Annotated in this window: 17 protein-coding genes; 6 read left to right on the forward strand and 11 right to left on the reverse strand. The window is 74.7% G+C overall.

Annotated elements, in window-relative coordinates; genetic code table 11:
- The first annotated feature begins 32 nt into the window (after positions 1-32).
- A complete protein-coding gene (locus F8R89_RS05495; protein ID WP_151782906.1) occupies positions 33-1493 on the forward strand; it encodes a GNAT family N-acetyltransferase in 1461 nt (486 codons plus the stop codon).
- Positions 1494-1567: 74 nt separating this feature from the next.
- Here F8R89_RS05495 and F8R89_RS05500 read toward each other — a convergent pair whose 3' ends face one another.
- Complete coding sequence (locus F8R89_RS05500) at positions 1568-2785, reverse strand: trans-sulfuration enzyme family protein (RefSeq protein ID WP_225994617.1); 1218 nt, start codon at positions 2783-2785, stop codon at positions 1568-1570.
- Between the two features lie 93 nt (positions 2786-2878).
- On the opposite strand from F8R89_RS05500, the gene F8R89_RS05505 reads away from it, so the two are divergent.
- Both F8R89_RS05505 and F8R89_RS05510 read left to right on the forward strand, forming a co-directional pair.
- Positions 2879-3370: an Lrp/AsnC family transcriptional regulator gene (locus F8R89_RS05505; protein ID WP_151782907.1), complete on the forward strand. Its 492-nt coding sequence runs from the start codon at positions 2879-2881 to the stop codon at positions 3368-3370.
- A gap of 78 nt (positions 3371-3448) precedes the next feature.
- On the forward strand, positions 3449-5134 hold the full coding sequence (locus tag F8R89_RS05510) for a DUF885 domain-containing protein (protein ID WP_151782908.1): 1686 nt from the start codon (positions 3449-3451) through the stop codon (positions 5132-5134).
- 9 nt (positions 5135-5143) lie between these two features.
- Here F8R89_RS05510 and F8R89_RS05515 read toward each other — a convergent pair whose 3' ends face one another.
- Genes F8R89_RS05515 through F8R89_RS05525 form a run of 3 tightly spaced genes read right to left on the reverse strand, consistent with a single transcriptional unit; the run spans position 5144 to position 7087 of the window.
- Positions 5144-5977 carry an SDR family oxidoreductase gene (locus F8R89_RS05515; protein WP_151782909.1) on the reverse strand — a complete coding sequence of 278 codons (834 nt, stop codon included), beginning with the start codon at positions 5975-5977 and terminating at the stop codon, positions 5144-5146.
- A 58-nt stretch (positions 5978-6035) separates the two neighbouring features.
- A complete protein-coding gene (locus F8R89_RS05520; RefSeq protein ID WP_151782910.1) occupies positions 6036-6548 on the reverse strand; it encodes an immunity 21 family protein in 513 nt (170 codons plus the stop codon).
- 56 nt (positions 6549-6604) lie between these two features.
- Positions 6605-7087, reverse strand: coding sequence for a rhodanese-like domain-containing protein (locus tag F8R89_RS05525; RefSeq protein WP_151782911.1), 483 nt, complete (start codon positions 7085-7087; stop codon positions 6605-6607).
- 133 nt (positions 7088-7220) lie between these two features.
- Here F8R89_RS05525 and F8R89_RS05530 point away from each other — a divergent pair, with 133 nt between their 5' ends.
- Entirely contained in the window at positions 7221-7667 is a 447-nt protein-coding gene (locus F8R89_RS05530; RefSeq protein WP_151782912.1) for an Lrp/AsnC family transcriptional regulator, read from the forward strand.
- Here F8R89_RS05530 and F8R89_RS05535 read toward each other — a convergent pair.
- From F8R89_RS05535 to F8R89_RS05560, 6 genes are all read right to left on the reverse strand, one after another.
- On the reverse strand, positions 7661-10681 hold the full coding sequence (locus F8R89_RS05535; RefSeq protein ID WP_151782913.1) for an AAA family ATPase: 3021 nt from the start codon (positions 10679-10681) through the stop codon (positions 7661-7663). The two genes, F8R89_RS05530 and F8R89_RS05535, sit on opposite strands and share 7 nt — an antisense overlap.
- Positions 10678-11841 (reverse strand): exonuclease SbcCD subunit D, encoded by a 1164-nt coding sequence (locus F8R89_RS05540; RefSeq protein ID WP_151782914.1) that lies wholly within the window; start codon positions 11839-11841, stop codon positions 10678-10680. The genes F8R89_RS05535 and F8R89_RS05540 overlap by 4 nt, the downstream gene beginning before the upstream one ends.
- Positions 11842-11973: 132 nt before the next feature.
- Entirely contained in the window at positions 11974-13131 is a 1158-nt protein-coding gene (locus F8R89_RS05545; RefSeq protein ID WP_151782915.1) for an FUSC family protein, read from the reverse strand.
- Between the two features lie 138 nt (positions 13132-13269).
- The gene (locus F8R89_RS05550) at positions 13270-13896 is read right to left on the reverse strand and encodes a YigZ family protein (RefSeq protein WP_151782916.1); all 627 of its coding nucleotides are present in this window, start codon (positions 13894-13896) and stop codon (positions 13270-13272) included.
- A 108-nt stretch (positions 13897-14004) separates the two neighbouring features.
- Positions 14005-14547 (reverse strand): SixA phosphatase family protein, encoded by a 543-nt coding sequence (locus F8R89_RS05555; RefSeq protein WP_151782917.1) that lies wholly within the window; start codon positions 14545-14547, stop codon positions 14005-14007.
- Positions 14544-15263, reverse strand: coding sequence for a hypothetical protein (locus tag F8R89_RS05560; protein ID WP_151788006.1), 720 nt, complete (start codon positions 15261-15263; stop codon positions 14544-14546). The genes F8R89_RS05555 and F8R89_RS05560 overlap by 4 nt, the downstream gene beginning before the upstream one ends.
- Positions 15264-15567: 304 nt before the next feature.
- On the opposite strand from F8R89_RS05560, the gene F8R89_RS05565 reads away from it, so the two are divergent.
- Together F8R89_RS05565 and F8R89_RS05570 are read left to right on the forward strand one after the other, a co-directional pair.
- Complete coding sequence (locus F8R89_RS05565; RefSeq protein ID WP_151782918.1) at positions 15568-15975, forward strand: CoA-binding protein; 408 nt, start codon at positions 15568-15570, stop codon at positions 15973-15975.
- 58 nt (positions 15976-16033) lie between these two features.
- Positions 16034-17257, forward strand: coding sequence for a 4-hydroxybenzoate 3-monooxygenase (locus F8R89_RS05570; protein ID WP_151782919.1), 1224 nt, complete (start codon positions 16034-16036; stop codon positions 17255-17257).
- Between the two features lie 17 nt (positions 17258-17274).
- Here F8R89_RS05570 and F8R89_RS05575 read toward each other — a convergent pair whose 3' ends face one another.
- The gene (locus F8R89_RS05575) at positions 17275-17634 is read right to left on the reverse strand and encodes an ArsR/SmtB family transcription factor (RefSeq protein ID WP_192806051.1); all 360 of its coding nucleotides are present in this window, start codon (positions 17632-17634) and stop codon (positions 17275-17277) included.
- Positions 17635-17692 lie beyond the last annotated feature (58 nt).

The raw sequence follows: 17692 nt of genomic DNA on the forward strand, positions 1-17692 counted from the left end.
ATCACGCAACACCGTTCCTTCACAGTGGCTGCATGAGCCGAGACATATGTGATGTGACGCGAGCGAAGAACGGCCGCCCGGTCCACGCGGGCCGACGTGACGCCGTACGCCTCGCCGCCCTGCTGACGACGGCGGCCGTGACCGGCGTCGTGACCCATCTGCTGGCACACGGATCCGGTGCCTCGTCCCTCCCCGTCGCCACGGCACTGGCGGCCGTGGCGGCGACGCTGCTGGTGGCGACGGGGGTGCGGGCACGCTGGACACGCCGCCACGGTCACGCACCGCCGTCCAGCGATACCGGTGCCCGGCCGCGCTCACCCGAGGGCGCCGGGCAGTCCGAGCCGGACAGCGACCCGGCCGAGGCCGTGACGCGGCGGCGTACGGAGAGCGTCCTGTGGCGGATGCGGACGACGGTGAAGGACGAGCCGGGCTCCCTGGCCGCGCTGTGCACGGCCCTGGCGGGGCTCGGCGTGGACATCCTGAGCCTCCAGACGCATCCGCTCGCCGAGGGCACGGTGGACGAGTTCCTGCTGCGGGCCCCCGGTGACGTGGACGGGGACGGCCTGGTCGGCGCGGTCGCGGCGGCCGGGGGCACCCGGACCTGGATCGAACGGGCCGACACCCACGACCTGGTCGACGCGCCGACCCGCGTCCTGGGCCTCGCCACCCGGACCGCGCTGGACGCGGCGGAACTGCCTCTGGCGCTCAGGCAGTTGCTGGGCCGGTGCACCATCCGGCAGCGTCCGGGCACACCCGCCACGGGAGGCCGGGGACCGTCGCCGGTGCCGGTGGAGGGTGTCCTGGAGGAGACCGTCATGCGGCTGCGGGCGCCGGAGGGCGGGGTGATCACGGTGGAGCGGCCGTATCTGCCGTTCACTCCGACCGAGTTCGCGCGGGCGCGGGCGCTGGTGGAGCTGGACGCCCGGCTCGGTCCGCGTGTCCCGGCCGGTCACGACGTCCTGACGCTCCCCGAGGGCGACGCGATCACCGTGCGCCGGGCCGACACCGGCGACCTCCGGGCCGCCAGGGAGATGCACGAGCGCTGCTCGGCACGGACGCTCTCGATGCGCTACCACGGGCCGGTCGGGGACGCGGACCGCTATCTGAACCACCTGCTGAGCCCCCGCTACGGCCGCACCCTCGCCGTGCAGACGGCGTCCGGCCGCATCGTCGGTCTCGGTCATCTGCTCTGGGACGGCGACGAGACGGAGGTCGCGCTGCTCGTCGAGGACGACTGGCAGCGGCGCGGGATCGGCGGTGAACTGCTGTCCCGGCTGGTGGCGATGGCCGCCGAGGCGAACTGCGAGAGCGTCTACGCCGTGACGCAGGCGTCCAACACGGGCATGGTCGCGGCGATGCGGTCGCTGGGCCTCCCCCTCGACTACCAGATCGAGGAGGGCACCCTGGTGATCACCGCCCGGCTGGACGCTCCGCGGCCGGCCGCCCCGCACCTCTCGGGCACCGGGGAACGCGGCGACACCTCGGCACGGTGACGCGCCGCTGAGGAAACCGGCACGGGCCCCGCTCTCCCCCCGTCAGGACGACGAGAGCGGGGCCCGTGCCGGGGTCAGTGGGCGCCGGCCGGGGCCGGCGTGCCGGCGGCGCCTTCGTCCGCGGACCCGGCGGCGGCGCCCGTCTGCATCGCGCCCAGCGCCCGGTCGAGGTCGGCCCACAGGTCGTCGACGTCCTCGAGGCCCACGGACATCCGCAGCAGCCGGTCGCTCACACCGGCGCCCCGGCGGTCGTCCGCGTCGACGATGCGGTGACTGATGGACGCCGGGTGCTGGATGAGGGTGTCGACGCTGCCGAGGCTCACCGCCGGGGTGATCAGGCGGACGCCGCCGATGACCTCGTGCGGGTCGCCGTCGACCTCGAAGGCGATCATGGCGCCGCCGATGCGCGGGTAGTGGACCTGGGCGACCCGCGGATCGGCGGAGAGCCGGCGGGCCAGTTCGGCGGCGTTCTCCGACGCGGCGCGGACCCGCACCGGCAGGGTGGCGAGGCCCCGCAGCAGCAGATAGCCGGCGAGCGGGTGCAGGACGCCGCCGGTGGCGAAGCGCACCTGCCGCAGCCGCCCGGCGAGCTCCTCGTCGCAGGCCACGACGCCCGCCATCACGTCTCCGTGTCCGCCGAGGTACTTGGTGGCACTGTGCAGTACGAGCCGGGCGCCGTGCTCGGCGGGACGCTGCAGGACGGGCGTGGCGAACGTGTTGTCGACGAGCAGCGGCACCGAGCCGCAGGCATGGGCGACGGCCCGCAGATCGACCTCGGCGAGCGTCGGGTTGGCCGGGGTCTCCACGATCACCAGACCGGTGTCCGGGCGCAGCGCGTCCGCGATGCCCGCGGGGTCGGTCCAGGTCACCTCGGAGCCGAGCAGCCCGGCGGTCAGCAGGTGGTCGCTGCAGCCGTACAGCGGGCGTACGGCGACGACGTGGCGCAGCCCCATGGAGGCCCGGACGAGGAGCACCGCGCTCAGTGCGGCCATGCCGCTGGCGAAGGCGACCGCCGCGTCGGTCCCCTCCAGCCGGGCGAGGGCGGTCTCGAAGCGGGCGACGGTCGGGTTGCCGAGGCGGCCGTAGACGGGCGGCCCGTCCGGCTCGGCGCCGGTGGCGGCGAACGCGTCGATGCGGGCGGCCTCGGCCCGGCTGTCGTAGGAGGGGTAGGTGGTGGACAGATCGATCGGCGGGGCGTGCAGACCCTGCCGGGCGAGGTCGTCGCGGCCGGCGTGCACGGCCTCGGTCGCGAGTGCTCTTGCTGCGGTGCGTGCGTCGTCGTACCCGGACATGCGCTCGTACGCCTCCCTGCTCGAAGGGTCCATGAGCGGAAGGGTGAACAGTGACCGGATCCATGCGGCCGAATCCCGTGTTACGTTCGGCCAATGGCGGAATCAGTCGTACTCGATCCGGTCGATCTGCATCTGCTGCGGCTTCTGCAGAACGACGCACGGGCCACCTACCGGGACCTCGCCGCGCAGGTCGGGGTGGCGCCGTCGACGTGCCTGGACCGGGTGACGCGCTTGCGGCGCTCGGGTGTGATCCTCGGGCACCAGCTCCGGCTGGACCCCGCCAAGCTGGGCCGCGGCCTGGAGGCCCTGCTGTCCGTGCAGGTCCGGCCGCACCGCCGGGAGCTGGTGGGGCCGTTCGTGGAGCGGATCCGGGCGCTGCCGGAGTCGCGGAGCGTCTTCCACCTGACCGGTCCGGACGACTACCTGGTCCATGTCGCGGTCGCGGACATGTCGGATCTGCAGCGCCTGGTCCTGGACGAGTTCACCGCGCACCGCGAGGTGGCGCGGGTGGAGACGCGGCTGATCTTCCAGCAGTGGGACTGCGGGCCGCTGTTGCCACCCGGCGCGCCGAGGGGCACGCCCTGAGCGAAATCGGGCGGGTGGCGGGCGCCGCCGCTGTCATCCGGGCTGACGCGGGGGCGACCGCCGTACGAGGATGGCGGCATGTCCGACACCAACACCCCACTGCCCCGTGAGGTCGCCGACGCGTACGTCGACGAGCTCATCGCCCTCGACCCGCTCACCGGTACCTACCTGGGCGTGAAGGAGAGCAGCAGCAGGCTGCCCGACCTGTCCCCGGCCGGCCAGGAGGCACTCGCCGGGCTCCAGCGCGCCACGCTCGCCCGGCTCGACGAGGCCGAGCGCAGGCCCGGCGCGGACAGCGACATCGAGCGCCGGTGCGCGCGGCTGCTGCGCGAGCGGCTCACCGCGGAACTCGCCGTGCACGACGCCGACGAGGGTCTGCGCTCGGTCGGCAACATGGCCACGCCCGCCCACTCGGTGCGCGAGATCTTCACGGTGACGCCGAGCGAGACCGACGAGGACTGGGCGGCGATCGCCGAGCGGCTGCGCGCGGTGCCGGCGGCCTACGCGGGCTACCGGGAGTCCCTCGAACTCGGCCTGGAGCGGAAGCTGTACGCGGCGCCGCGGCCGACCGCCACGTTCGTCGAGCAGCTCACCGAGTGGGCCGGACCGGAGGGCGGGCGCGGCTGGTTCGAGGAGTTCACCGCCGGCCCCGAGGCGCTGCGCGCGGAGCTGGACGAGGCGGCCCGGGCGGCGACGGGGGCCGTGGCCGACCTGCGGGACTGGATGCGGGACGTGTACACGCCCGCGATCGAGGGCGCGCCGAACACGGTGGGCCGTGAGCGCTACGCCCGCTGGGCGCGCTACTTCAACGGCATCGACCTGGACCTGGACGAGGCGTACGCCTACGGCTGGTCCGAGTACCACCGGCTGCTCGGCGAGATGAAGAAGGAGGCCGAGCGCGTCCTGCCGGGCGCGGCGACCCCGTGGGTGGCGCTGGCGCACCTCGACGAGCACGGCAAGCACATCGAGGGCGTCGACGAGGTCCGCGACTGGCTGCAGGGCCTGATGGACGAGGCCATCGAGAAGCTGGACGGCACCCACTTCGAACTGGCCGAGCCGGTGCGGAGGGTGGAGTCGTGCATCGCCCCGCCCGGCGGCGCCGCGGCCCCGTACTACACCCCTCCGTCGGAGGACTTCTCCCGGCCGGGCCGCACCTGGCTGCCGACGATGGGCCAGACCCGCTTCCCCGTCTACGACCTGGTCTCCACCTGGTACCACGAGGGCGTGCCCGGCCATCACCTCCAGCTCGCGCAGTGGGTGTACGTCGCCGGGAACCTCTCCCGCTACCAGGCCACCATCGGCATGGTCAGTGCCAACGCCGAGGGCTGGGCGCTGTACGCGGAGCGGCTGATGGACGAGCTGGGCTTCCTCACGGACCCGGAGCACCGGCTCGGCTACCTGGACGCGCAGATGATGCGGGCCGCGCGGGTCATCGTGGACATCGGCATGCATCTGGAGCTGGAGATCCCGGCGGACTCGCCGTTCCACCCGGGTGAGCGCTGGACGCCCGACCTGGCGCAGGAGTTCTTCGGCACGCACAGCAGCCGTCCGGCGGACTTCGTGGAGAGCGAGCTGACCCGGTATCTGACCATCCCGGGCCAGGCCATCGGCTACAAGCTGGGCGAACGCGCCTGGCTGCAGGGCCGGGAGAAGGCGCGGCAGCGGCACGGCGACGCCTTCGACCTCAAGGCGTGGCACATGGCGGCCCTGTCCCAGGGTTCGCTGGGCCTGGACGACCTGGTGGAGGAGCTGGCCGCGCTCTAGAGCCGAGGGTCAACGGCGGAAGCCGCCTTCGGAGTTGATGACCTCGCCGGTGATCCAGCCCGCCTCGTCCGTGGTGAGCCACGCGATGAGTCGGGCGGGGTCGTCGGGCATCCCCCACCGCCCGGCGGGGAAGCGGGCCGCGACGGCGTCGTACGCGTCACCGGTGAGGTAGTCGGTGTCGACGGGTCCGGGGTTGACGGTGTTCACGGTGATCCCGCGCGCGGCGAGCGGGTCCGCCAGGGAGCGGGTGATGGAGGCGAGGGCGCCCTTCTGCAGGGCGTAGGCGATCTCGCCGGGCATACCGCCCGCCATGTCCTGCCCCGAGGTCATCATGACGACGCGTCCCCCGGGCCCGGCCGGCCGGAGCCGGGCGTGGGCCTGCACGAGGAGGAGCACCGAGCGGGTGTCGACCGCCCAGTGCGCGTCGAGCATCGCCGCGTCGATCTCGTCGAGCGTGCCGTCGCTGCCGCTGAGGGCGTGGTTGGCGACGAGGATGTCGAGGCGTCCGCCGAGCGCGGAGGCCGCCGTGGCGACGAGTTCGGCGGGCGCGGCCGGGTCGGAGAGGTCGCCCGGGCCGGAGGCGACCCGTGCGCCGGGGTCGCCGAGCGCCTCCCGCACGGACGCCATGACGTCCTCGGGGCGGTCGGCGCCCCAGGGCATCGCTGCGTCGTGCGGGACGTGGTGGTGCAGATAGACGCTCGCGCCGTACGCGGCGAGCCGGCGGGCGACGGCGTGCCCGATGCCGCCGCGCCGGCTGGCGCCGGTCACCAGGGCGGTGCGGCCGCGCAACGGCAGGGGATCACGGCGCAGTTCGTCGGGGCCGGGATGCGGAAGTCGTGGCATGACAGATCATCATGCGTGCCGTTCCCTGGCCGCGCACCCGCTTATCGGCGGGCGTCCGCTACGGCAGCCGCCGCAGCTGGACCAGGATCATCCAGGTCTCGGGGCCGGGCCGGGCGTGCGCGGCGCGGACCGCGTACCGGCCCGGGGTGAGGCCGACCCGCAGGTGCGCGGTCCGTGCCGTCTCCCGTCCCGGCCAGGCCGAGTCGAACAGCACCACCGGGCCGGGCACCTTCCAGGTGACCTCGCGCTCCCAGACCGCCGTGGCCAGCGCGGCGGGGACCCCGGCGAGCAGGTTCGCCTCGGAGTCGGCCGCGCACCACCGGACGAAGACGCCGTGGTCCGGGAGATAGGCCGTGGCCGCGGGTTCGTCGCCGAGGACCAGTGCCGCTCCGTCGCCGACCGGCAGGAGGCCGACGGGGGCGTCGACCTCGCAGGACCGGTCGTAGTCCGAGGCGGTCTCGTCGCCGTCGGCGCCGGCCCAGAACGGAAGCACCGTCTCCGGCACGGCTATCAGCGGGCCTCCGCCCGACTCGATCCACTCCAGCGTTCCCGGTTCCGCGAAAGTCACCATGCCAGGAGAACCTACACGCCGGGCCTGTGAGCGGTGAGAGGGGTCCAACTGGCGTCTCAGCAACCGCAGTTCTCGTCACCGGTGGGTGCGGTGAGCGGGTCGGCGGGCCGCCGTTCCCTGCCCTGCCAGGTCTCGAACTCGAAGCCCTCGCGCAGCCAGTACTCGAATCCGCCGAGCATCTCCTTGACCTGGTAGCCGAGTTCGGCGAGGGCGAGCGCGGCGCGGGTCGCGCCGTCGCAGCCGGGTCCCCAGCAGTACGTCACCACGGGCACGGCCGGGTCGAGGAGGTCCCCGGCCCGCTCCGGGATGAGCGCGGTGGGCAGGTGCACGGCGTTCGGGACGTGCCCCTGGTCCCAGGACGCCGTGGACCGGGAGTCGAGGACGACGAACCCGGGGTCGGTGCCGGCCGCGAGTGCGGCGGCGACGTCGGACACGTCCGCGTGGAAGGCGAGGCTCGCCCGGAAGTGGGCGGCGGCCACGGCGGGCGCGGCGGGGGCGACCCGCAGGACGGGGTTCACGGCGGGGACGGCGGCGGTCATGGGCGTGCCCTTCGAGTGGATCGGCGGCCTTGATCGGCTGATCGGAAATCTACGGACGCCGACCGTCTCCCTGAAGGACCGTTCCCCGGCACTCCGCTTGATCCGCCGGTGAATCCCCTGCTATTCCTCGCCCATGACCGCGTATTCCCCGGACGCCACCGACTGGCGCATCCTCGACGTCCTCCAGCGGGACGGCCGAGCCAGCTACGCCGACCTCGCCCGTGCCGTCTCCATGTCCGCGAGCGCGGTCACCGAGCGGGTGCGCCGCCTGGAGGAGGCGGGCGTCATCCAGGGGTACGCGGCCGTCGTCGATCCCGAGCGGCTGGGGCTGCCGATCCTGGCCTTCGTCCGCCTGCGCTACCCGCACGGCAACTACAAGCCCTTCCACGACCTGGTCGCCGCGACCCCGGAGATCCTGGAGGCGCACCACGTCACCGGCGACGACTGCTTCGTCATCAAGGTCATGGCCCGCTCCATGCGGCACCTGGAGGAGGTCTCGGGCCGGATCGGCGCGCTGGGTTCGGTGACGACTAGCGTGGTGTACTCCTCGCCGCTGCCCCGACGCCCGGTCGGTCAGTGACCGCGCTGCCGCAGCACCGACCCCGTCCGGTCCTTGACGACCTCCAGCTGGGCGTGGATGCGGCGGCGCAGGTCGGCGACATGGCTGACGATGCCGACGCTGCGGTCGCGTTCGCGGAGTGAGTCGAGGACGTCCAGGACCTCGTCGAGGGTCTGGTCGTCGAGGCTGCCGAAGCCCTCGTCGATGAAGAGGGTGTCGAGGCGCACACCGCCCGCCTCGTCGGTGACGACGTCGGCGAGGCCGAGGGCGAGCGCGAGGGAGGCGAAGAAGGTCTCGCCGCCCGACAGGGTCGCCGTGTCGCGTTCCCGGCCGGTCCAGGCGTCGACGACGTGCAGGCCGAGTCCGCTGCGGCCGCGGCCGGTGCGGTCGTCGGAGTGGACGAGGGTGTAGCGGCCGGACGACATCCGCTGGAGCCGGACGGTCGCGGCGGCGGCGACCTGTTCCAGCCGGGCGGCCAGCACGTACGACTCCAGCCGCATCCGGCGTGCGTTGTCCGCGGAGGTGCCGGCGGTGAGGGCGGCGAGGCGGGCCACCCGCTCGTACTCGGTGCGCAGCGGGGCGAGTTGGCGTACGGCGCTCGCCGCGCGTGTGGAGAGCCGGTCGAGTTCGGTGCAGCGGCGGGCGGCGGCGTCCCGGGCGGAGGCCGCGTCGCGGGTCCGCCGGGCCGCGGCCTCGGCGGCGCGCTCCGCGGCCGCCAGGTCGGCGGCGGGGCGCCGGGCGGCGGCCACGGTGTCGGCCTCCGCGAGGACCGCGCGGACGGCGGACTCCTCGGACTGCCAGGCGTCCAGGCGCCGTTGCAGCTCGCGGTGGGCCGCGTCGTCGAGGAGGGCGGCGGCCGCGTCCTGCGGGGTGTCGAAGCCGGCCTGGAAGGCGGCGTCGGCCAGGCGGGCGTCGGCGTCCTTGAGGCGCCGGGCGGTGTCCTCGGCGGCGCGCGCGGTGTCGGCGGCGTCGGTGAGGAGCGCCACCTGCCGCTCCAGTTGGGTGGCGCGCGCGGCCACGCTGGTCGCGGTGCCGCGGGCCTGGGTGAGTTCCGCCTCCAGTCCGGTCTGCTCGCGGTCCAGCCGCTCGCGGTGCCCGATCCGGGCCGCGGCACGGACGGCCGCCTGCTGCCGGTCGGCGGTGCGCCGCTCGTGTTCCGCCTCGGCGCGGCGCAGTTCCTCGTGCGCCGCGTGCAGCGCCGAGGCGTCCCGGCGGGCCAGGACGTACTGCCGTTCCACGTCGTCGGCGGCTTCGGCCAGGCGGTCGGTCGGCAGGTCGCCGGCCTCGGCGGTGGCGGCGGCCAGCGCCTCGCGGACGGTGCCGAGGCGCTGCTCGGCCTCGGCGAGACGCTCCTCCGCCTCCCGGGTGGCGGTCAGCGCGTGTTCCTCGGCCTCGCGGTCGACGTGGCCGGCGTCCTTGCGGGCGGGCGCGGGGTGTTCGGTGGCGCCGCACACCGCGCACGCCTCGCCGTCCCGCAGCTGGGCGGCCAGTTCGGCGGCGATGCCGTTGAGGCGGCGCTCCCTGACGTCCAGCCAGTGCTTCTTGGCGGCAAGGGCCCGCTCCTGGGCCTCGGCGGCGCGGGCGGCGGCGGTCTCCGTGTCGTCGGCGAGCTGGTCGCGCAGGCGGGCGGCGGCGAGCCGCCGGCGGGCCGGTTCGCGCTGCGCGGCGAGCTGGTCGGCGCGGTGCGCGGCCTCCTGGGCGGACTCGATCGCCGACTGGAGGCGGGTGCGGGTCTCCTCCCAGCCGGCGAGCCAGGTCTCCGCCTCGGTGCGGACGTCGTCGTCGGCCTGCTCCTGGCGGTCCAGTTCGTCGCGTTCGGCGACGAGTTCGGCCAGCCGGCGCTCGCCGCGGCGGGCCGACTCCAGGCCGCCCAGTTCCTCGGCGGCCCGGCGTGCCGCGCCGGCGAATCCGGCCGCGCCGCCGTCGTCGAACGCGGTCCGCAGGTGGGTGTCGGCACCGAGGGCGTCCCGCAGGAGGTCACGCGCGTGTGCCTGCGCGGCGGCCGCCCTGCGGTGCTCGGCGTCGGCCGCGTCGCGCAGCTGGAGCGCCGGGGCCACCGCCTCGGCCTTGCGGCCCCGCTCCATGCGGGCCCGCGCCTCGCGGTGCGCGTCGGCCCGTGCCGCGAGGGCCTGGGCGCGCTCCTGCGCTTCGGCGAACCTCCGCTGGAGCCGTGCCACTTCGCGGACGTCGGCCAGCGCGCGGTCGGCGTCCACCTGGGCGTCCTCGGCGGCCTTCAGGCGGCACCGGGCGATGGTGAGTTCCTCGCGGGCGGTGCTGCGGGCGACGGCGGCGGCGCCGAGGACCGCCTCGGCGAGGCCGGGTTCACCGGGGGTGAGGTCGGGCAGCTCCATGGCACCGCCGGCCGCCTGCTGCATGCGGTGGGCGTCGGCCAGCAGTGCCGCGTCGCCGTCGCGGACGCGGGCCTCGGTGGTGCGGCGCCGTTCGGCGAGGCGCTTCTCGACCTCGGCGAAGCGGTGGGTGTCGAAGAGGCGGCCCAGCAGCTTGCCCCGCGCCTCGGCGTCGGCGCGCAGGAAGCGGGCGAAGTCGCCCTGCGGCAGGAGCACGACCTGGCAGAACTGCTCGCGGCTCATGCCGAGCAGCTGCGTGATCTCCTCGCCGATCTCCTGGTGGGAGCGGCTGAGGTCCTTCCAGGTCCCCGCGCGGGGGTCGTGTTCGCGCAGCCAGGTCTGGGCCTTGTCGAGCGTGGTGCCCGACCCGCGCTTCTTCGGGCGCTCCCACGGGGGCTGGCGGGTGATCTCCAGCCGGCGTCCGGCGACGGTGAGTTCGAGGCGGACCTCGGTGCGGGTGCCGGCCGCCGCGTGGTCGCTGCGCAGGGTGAGGCCCTGGCCGCTCTGCCGGGCGCCCGGCACGGAGCCGTAGAGCGCGTAGCAGACGGCGTCGAGGACGGAGGTCTTGCCGGCGCCGGTGGGTCCGTGCAGCAGGAAGAGTCCGGCGTGGGACAGGGAGTCGAAGTCGACGGTCTGGGTGCCGCCGAAGGGCCCGAAGGCCGTCAGGTCCAGGCGGTGCAGCCTCACCGGGCCACCTCCCGCACGGCCTGGTCGGCGCGCACGGCGTCGAACGCGTCCCGCAGCACGGCCTGTTCGTCGGGGTCGGGCCCGGTGCCGCGCACGTGGGTCACGAAGTCCTCCGCGATCTCCTGGTCGCCGCGTCCGGCCAGCCGGCGCGCGTAGGACACCGCGGGCTCGCCGGGGGTCCGCTCGGGGTCGAAGACGAGGCTGAGGGTGTGGGGGAAGCGTTCGGTGAGGCGGGCCATGGGGTCGGCGGGGCGCACCGCGTCGGTGAGGGTCGCCTCGACCCAGGACTCCTCGTGTCCGCGCAGGGCGGGGTCGGCGAGCAGGTCCTCGAGCGTCCCCCGGATGCGGGCCAGCGGGCGCGGGACCGGGCAGTCGATCCGTTCGGCCGTGACGCCGCCGTCGGCGTCCAGGTCGACGAGCCACATGCTCTTGCGGTGGCCGGCCTCGGAGAACGAGTACGGCAGCGGGGATCCCGAGTAGCGGACGCGCTCGGAGATCGTCTGGCAGCCGTGCAGATGCCCGAGCGCCACGTAGTCGACGCCGTCGAAGACGCCGGCGGGCACCGCGGCCACGCCGCCTACGGTGATGTCCCGTTCGCTGTCGCTGGGCTCGCCGCCGGTGACGAAGGCGTGGGCGAGGACGACGGAGCGGGTGCCGGGCGGGCGCGTGGCGAGGTCGGCGCGGACCTGCCGCATGGCGGCGGCGAGCACGGCCTCGTGATCGGCCTTCTCGACGCCGAAGCCGTCCTTGACGAGGGCGGGCTCCAGATAGGGCAGCCCGTAGAACGCGACGTCGCCGAAGCCGTCCGTCAGTACGACGGGGGTGGCGCAGGTCGCCGGGTCGGTGCGCAGATGGATCCCGGCGCGGCCCATGAGTCCCGCGCCGACGCCCAGTCGGCGCGCCGAGTCGTGGTTGCCGGAGATCATCACCGTGGGCACGCCCAGGTCGGCGAGCCGGTGCAATGCGTCGTCGAACAGCTCGACGGCGGCGAGCGGCGGCACCGCCCGGTCGTACACGTCCCCCGACACGACCACCGCGTCCACCTCGCGTTCGCGCGCGGTCGTGACGAGGTGCCCGATGAACTCGGCCTGGGCGCCGAGCATGGTGACCCGGTGGAACGCGCGGCCGAGGTGCCAGTCGGAGGTGTGCAGCAGTCTCATGATCCCCCGAGCCTATCGGCCGGGTCCGACAACGCAGGCGGTTACTCCCGTATCGCCCGGTCTCGCACGTTCCCGCACCCCCATGCGCGCCCGTCACTCACGAGCTGTACCGCGTACGGCATTTCAGACATGTCAGGAAACGCACTCCTCGGTGACCAGTTGGTCCGCGAGGCGGCGGGCCTGGGTCAGCAGGGTGCCGTAGGTGGCCAGGGCGTCGGGGTCCTCCAGCACGCCGTCGGGCAGCCTGCGGTGCAGGGCGTCCAGGGTGGTCCGCATGTCGTCGACGACCTCGCGCAACTCCTCGTCCACCTTCGCGTCGTAACCGCCCGGGGCGAACCGGCTCTGCGGATACAGGCAGATCGCGCGGGCGCTGCCGCGCAGGAAGCCGGCGTACGCCTCGCTGACCGCCGGGCCCGGCCGGGGCTGCGGCCGTCCGCCGTCGCTGGACTCCAGCACCGCGCGGGTGACGCCGGAGGTGTGGACGGCGACGTAGTCGAGGACGGTCACCGCGTCGTCGTACTCCTGGCCGGGCGGCTCCTCCCCCAGCTTGCGGCGGCGCGGGTTGATCCGCAGGCTCTCGCGGCTCCAGCCGACCGCGGAGCGGGCATGGTCGACGAGCCGGTACAGCCGCAGCGCCCGCTCGTGCAGCTGCCGCGCCGGCTCGGCGTCCCACTCACCGTCGGCCAGCCGGTCCGCCACGGCCTCCAGGATGCGCCGGGCCTCGTCGGCCGCCTCCTCCAGCGCCACGCGCGTGCCGCGCAGGTACACGGGGGGACGGATGAGCGCGTTGACGGCGATGCCGACGACCGCGCCGAAACAGGCCTCGGCGATCCGGGTGGCCGACCCCATGAGCGTCACGGGGCCGCTCGTCAGCACGAACAGCGCGCCCGTGGCGGCGTAGATCCCCTGACTGCCGAGCCGTCCCCAGTTGCCCAGCAGGACCACGACCGGGAGCACCAGGGCCATGGCCAGGGTCGGGGAGTCCAGCAGCAGGGCGACACCGGTGGCGACGACGGTCCCCGTGGCGATGGCCGCGAGCTGTTGCAGCCCGTGCGCGATCGACCGGAACACCGTCGACTCCACGAGCACGATGGCCACCCACGGCGCGACGAAGGCGTTCGGCGCCTTCAGCCACCACCCGGCCACCGCCCACGCCACACAGGCCGCCAGGGCCGCCTTGCCGGCCTGGATCGCCACGTCCCGTTCCGGTCCCGGCCCGGTCCACGCCCGCCGGACCGACTCTCCCAGGCCGCGGGCGCCACGCCGGGCGCGCACGGCGGTCTCACTCATCCCCATGCCCTGCAGGTGCCACATATGCCGGAATGAATGCGGATCACGGACGGATCGGCGCGCGCTGTGGCCGGTGTCACGCGCGTGTGCGGGCGCGCCGGTCAGGCGTGTGTCCCCCGCGCGGGGAGGCCGTCCCGGTCAGGCGTCCCCGTACGCCTCTCCGCCGAGCTCGAGGACGGCCGTACCGGCGGTCACGTCGGCGAGCCAGGCCCGGAACGCGTCCACGTCGGCGTCGGGCAGGGCGATCTCGAGGGTGACGTCCTCCGCGTACCGCACGTCGCGGACCTCGCGGCCGGTGGACCTCAGGTCGTTCTGCACCTTGCCCGCGCGCTGGTGGTCGACGGTGACGGTGGCGAGCCGGAACCGGCGCCGGGTGAGCGTGCCCACGGCGTCCAGCGCCTCGCCGACCGCTCCGCCGTAGGCCCGGATCAGCCCGCCCGCGCCGAGCTTGACGCCGCCGTAGTAGCGGGTGACGACGGCGACGACGTACCGCATGTCGCGGCGCAGCAGCATCTGGAGCATGGGGACCCCGGCGGTGCCGCCGGGCTCGCCGTCGTCGCTGGCCTTCTGGACGGAGGCGTCGGCTCCGATGACGTAGGCCCAGCAGTTGTGGGTGGCGTCCGCGTGCTCCTTGCGGACACGGGCGACGAAGTCCTGGGCCTCCTGCTCGGTGGCGGCCGGCGCGAGCGCGCAGAGGAAGCGCGAGCGGTTGATCTCGGTCTCGTGCACACCCGCGCGGGCGACGGTGCGGTACTCGTCCTGCATCCGGCCAGCCTAAGCCGCCCCTGGGAGGCACCTCTCCCGGGCCCGGCACGCGCGTGCGTGCGTGCGTGCCTGTGGGGTCAGCGCCGGCACGCGCGTGTGCCCGCCCGGTCAGCCTTTCCGTCCCCGCGCCACCATGACGTCCGTCAGCAGGGCCGTGCCCGGCGTCAGGTCGCGCCAGCCGGGGCCGTGCCAGGCCAGGACGGCCGCCGCCGCGGTCGGGAACTTCGTGCCGACCTCGTCCAGCAGGTCGTCCAGGCCGTCCCCGGCGAGGCCGAGGACGAGCTCCTCGAGACCGGGGTTGTGCCCGACCAGCAGCAGGGTCCCGACCTCCGGGGACACCTCGTGGACGACGTCCAGCAGGTCGGCGGCGCCCGCCGCGTACAGGCGCCGGTCGTGGCGCACCGGAGGGGGCGTCCCCCACTGGGCGCACGCCAGGTCCCAGGTCTGCCGGGCGCGCAGGGCGGTGGAGCACAGGGCGAGGTCCGGCAGGCAGTCGGTCTCGGCGAGCAGCCGCCCGGCGACCGGCGCGTCCCTGCGCCCGCGCGCGGCGAGCGGCCGTTCGTGGTCGGGGAGCTCGTCCGGCCAGGCGGACTTCGCGTGCCGCAGGACGACGAGCCGGCGCAGCGGGCCCGCCCCGATGTGCGGGGTCATCGCGGGTTTCCCAGGTCACGGGTGAGTTCGAGGCCGAGCAGGCGGTCCGCGTGGGCGAACGTCTCGAAGCGGGCGCCGTCCGGGACCTCGGGCGCGCTCTCCACGCGGCGCAGGACGCCGAGCACCCCGGGGACGTCCAGGTCGTCCTCCCAGGCGGTGCGCAGCGCCGCGCGCACCTCGTCGGGGACGGGTCTCGACGGGCTGGTGGCCCAGTGGGCGACGGCGCCGCGCCAGCGCGCCAGGGTGGCGTGGGCCGCGTCGAGCGTGCCGGTGCCGAGGGCCACGGGGACGCCCCGGCGCGTGCCCAGCAGCGCGAGGCGCAGGACGGCGGGGTCGGTGTCCTCGGGCGGTGCGGACGCCTCCACGGCGGCCACGGCCACCCGCACGCCGTCGGGTTCCGCGCCGCCCTCGCGCACGACGTGCAGGACCTGTGTCTCGCCCAGCCCCGACGCGGCGTCCCGGCCTTCCTCGAACGGCCGGATGCCGAGCGCGGCGGCTCCGGCCCGCAGCTCGGCCCGCTGCCGCTCCTCGTCGAGCAGCGCCCACACGGGGGTGCCCCCGATCTCCAGGGCGCGTACGAGGAGGTCCGCGACGAGCAGGACCCGCAGGGCGGTGACGTCGAAGCCCTCCGTATGCGCCTCTACTCGGGTCAGGCCCCGCCGGGCGGGCGCGGCGTCGACGGGCTGGCCGGTTCGGGCGTCGATGATGCGCAGCACGGAGCGAGCGTAGGCGCCCGAGCGGCCGTCCGCAGCCGTCCGGCGCGCTTGCCCCTCGGCGTGCCGCGCGCCGGGGTCGTCGGGGCCGGGCGGGTCAGCCATGGGTCCACGGCCCGCCCACGCGCGCGTGACACCTGTCGTACCCGGGCATCGCCACCCCCTGCCGTGCGGACTGCCCGCACGGTACTGCGCACCGGACCACCCGGACAGGCGTTCGGTGCGTGCCTGCGGCGGGAATCGTCACGGCCCGTCGTCCGTTGTGGCTGGGGAAGGCAGTGGGACGACGACACAGAAGGAGGCCGCGGTGTACGGAGACGACGCGACGGTCCGCAGGATCCTCGGCGAACTCGGCGACACCTGGGCCATCGTGGGTCTGTCGTCCAACCGGGGGCGGGCGGCGTACGGCGTCGCCGACGTGCTGCGGCGCCACGGCAAGCGGATCGTGCCGGTCCACCCGAAGGCCGAGACGGTCCACGGGGAGCAGGGCTACGCGTCGCTGGCGGACATCCCCTTCGACGTGGACGTGGTCGACGTCTTCGTGAACAGCGACCTGGCCGGCGCGGTCGCCGACGAGGCGGTCGCCAAGGGCGCGAAGGCGGTCTGGTTCCAGCTCGGCGTCATCGACGAGGACGCGTACGACCGCACGCGCGCGGCGGGCCTGGACATGGTCATGGACCGCTGCCCGGCGATCGAGATACCCCGCCTGGGCTGACCGGCGCCCGGCCGCGCACCCCTGCCCCGCCCCTGCGGGGCCCCTCCATAATGCTCGGGTGACTTCGACCTCCCCCCACACCAACTCCCCTGCCCCGCAACGGTTCCCGGTCGTCATCGTGGGTGCCGGCCCGGCCGGGCTGACCGTCGGCAACATCCTGCGGGCCGCCTCCGTCGACTGCCTGGTCCTCGAGACGGAGACGCGTGCGTTCATCGAAGAGCGGCCGCGCGCCGGCGTCCTGGAGGAGGGGGCCGTCCGTGGGCTGGAGCGCCGCGGCCTCGCGGACACCTTGCTGGAGCGGGCCCAGCGGCACACGGAGTGCGAGTTCCGGTTCGACGGGCGCCGCCACCGGTTCGCGTACACGGAGCTGACGGGCACTCATCACTGGGTGTATCCGCAGCAGTTCCTCGTGACGGACCTGGTCCGGGAGTACGCGGACGTACGCGGCGGCGCGATCCGCTTCGGCGTGCGGGACGTCGAGGTGCACGACGTGGACGGCGACCGGCCCTCGGTGTCGTACGTCTGCCCGACGACCGGGCGGCGCGAGGTGGTGCGGTGCGACTTCGTCGCCGGGTGCGACGGGGCGCGCGGGGTGACGCGGGCCGCGCTGCCGGCGGGGAGCGTGCGGACGTCCCGCGGCGACTACGGCATCGGGTGGCTGGCCCTGCTCGCCGAGGCGCCGCCGTCGGCGGACTCGGTCGTGTTCGGCATGCATCCGCGCGGGTTCGCCGGCCATATGCCGCGCAGTGCCGACGTGACCCGCTACTACCTCCAGTGCCCGCCGGACGACGATCCGGAGAACTGGCCCGAGGACAGGGTGTGGGCGGAGCTCCAGGAGCGGCTCGGCGCGGAGGGCGCGCCGCCGCTGACGGAAGGGCGGCTGGTGGACAAGCGCGTCCTGGAGATGCACAACTACGTGGTGGAGCCTATGGTGTTCGGGCGGCTGCTGCTGGCGGGCGACGCGGCCCATCTGACCGCGCCCATAGCCGCCAAGGGCATGAATCTCGCGCTGCACGACGCCTTCCTGCTCGGCGACGGGCTGGTCGCCCGGCTCACGACGGGCGACTCCTCCGGGCTGGACTCCTACTCCGCCGCCTGCCTCGAACGGGTCTGGGACTACCAGGAGTTCTCGCACTGGCTGTCCGAGGTGTACCACGGTGTCTCTTCGGGCGACCCGTACCGCGCGGGCACCACCCTGGCCCGGCTGCGCCGCGTCTTCGACTCGCCGGTGGCGGCGCGGGCGTTCGCCGAGCAGTACCTCGGGCGGCCCGTCACACCCTGAAGGTTCCGCGTGCCGCCTCAGTCGTGCGGCGGGCGGTCGCTGAGCCGGTGGTCCGCCACGTTCAGGGCCTCGTCGACGAGGCGGCGCAGATGGCTGTCGCGCAGGGAGTAGATCACCCGCCGCCCCTCCTTGCGCGTGTCCACCAGACCGGCGAGCCGCAGCCGGGCGAGATGCTGGCTGACGGCGGGCCTGGCCGCTCCGCACGCCTCGGTGAGCGTCGTGACGTCCGCCTCCCCGGCGGTGAGGGCGTGCAGCAGGGTGAGCCGGGTGCGGTCCCCGAGCAGGGCAAGGAGTTCGGCGGCCAGGGCGAACTGCTCCTCGCCCGGACTGCGCGGATGCGCACCGTGCGCAGATGACAGGTGCATGCGTGCGCTCATACGCACATAATGGCTCCGTGGGCGGCCGGCCGTCCACCTCCGCGCATCGGAAGGGGAT

It is taken from the genome of Streptomyces sp. SS1-1 (assembly GCF_008973465.1).
Classification (GTDB): Bacteria; Actinomycetota; Actinomycetes; order Streptomycetales; family Streptomycetaceae; genus Streptomyces.

Excerpts from the sequence above, each read along its gene's own strand:
- F8R89_RS05495 (WP_151782906.1), top strand. The coding sequence starts at position 33 with ATGAGCCGAGACATATGTGATGTGACGCGAGCGAAGAACGGCCGCCCG.
- F8R89_RS05500 (WP_225994617.1), bottom strand. The coding sequence starts at position 2,785 with ATGTCCGGGTACGACGACGCACGCACCGCAGCAAGAGCACTCGCGACC.
- F8R89_RS05505 (WP_151782907.1), top strand. The coding sequence starts at position 2,879 with ATGGCGGAATCAGTCGTACTCGATCCGGTCGATCTGCATCTGCTGCGG.
- F8R89_RS05510 (WP_151782908.1), top strand. The coding sequence starts at position 3,449 with ATGTCCGACACCAACACCCCACTGCCCCGTGAGGTCGCCGACGCGTAC.
- F8R89_RS05515 (WP_151782909.1), bottom strand. The coding sequence starts at position 5,977 with ATGCCACGACTTCCGCATCCCGGCCCCGACGAACTGCGCCGTGATCCC.
- F8R89_RS05520 (WP_151782910.1), bottom strand. The coding sequence starts at position 6,548 with ATGGTGACTTTCGCGGAACCGGGAACGCTGGAGTGGATCGAGTCGGGC.
- F8R89_RS05525 (WP_151782911.1), bottom strand. The coding sequence starts at position 7,087 with ATGACCGCCGCCGTCCCCGCCGTGAACCCCGTCCTGCGGGTCGCCCCC.
- F8R89_RS05530 (WP_151782912.1), top strand. The coding sequence starts at position 7,221 with ATGACCGCGTATTCCCCGGACGCCACCGACTGGCGCATCCTCGACGTC.
- F8R89_RS05540 (WP_151782914.1), bottom strand. The coding sequence starts at position 11,841 with ATGAGACTGCTGCACACCTCCGACTGGCACCTCGGCCGCGCGTTCCAC.
- F8R89_RS05545 (WP_151782915.1), bottom strand. The coding sequence starts at position 13,131 with ATGAGTGAGACCGCCGTGCGCGCCCGGCGTGGCGCCCGCGGCCTGGGA.
- F8R89_RS05550 (WP_151782916.1), bottom strand. The coding sequence starts at position 13,896 with ATGCAGGACGAGTACCGCACCGTCGCCCGCGCGGGTGTGCACGAGACC.
- F8R89_RS05555 (WP_151782917.1), bottom strand. The coding sequence starts at position 14,547 with ATGACCCCGCACATCGGGGCGGGCCCGCTGCGCCGGCTCGTCGTCCTG.
- F8R89_RS05575 (WP_192806051.1), bottom strand. The coding sequence starts at position 17,634 with ATGAGCGCACGCATGCACCTGTCATCTGCGCACGGTGCGCATCCGCGC.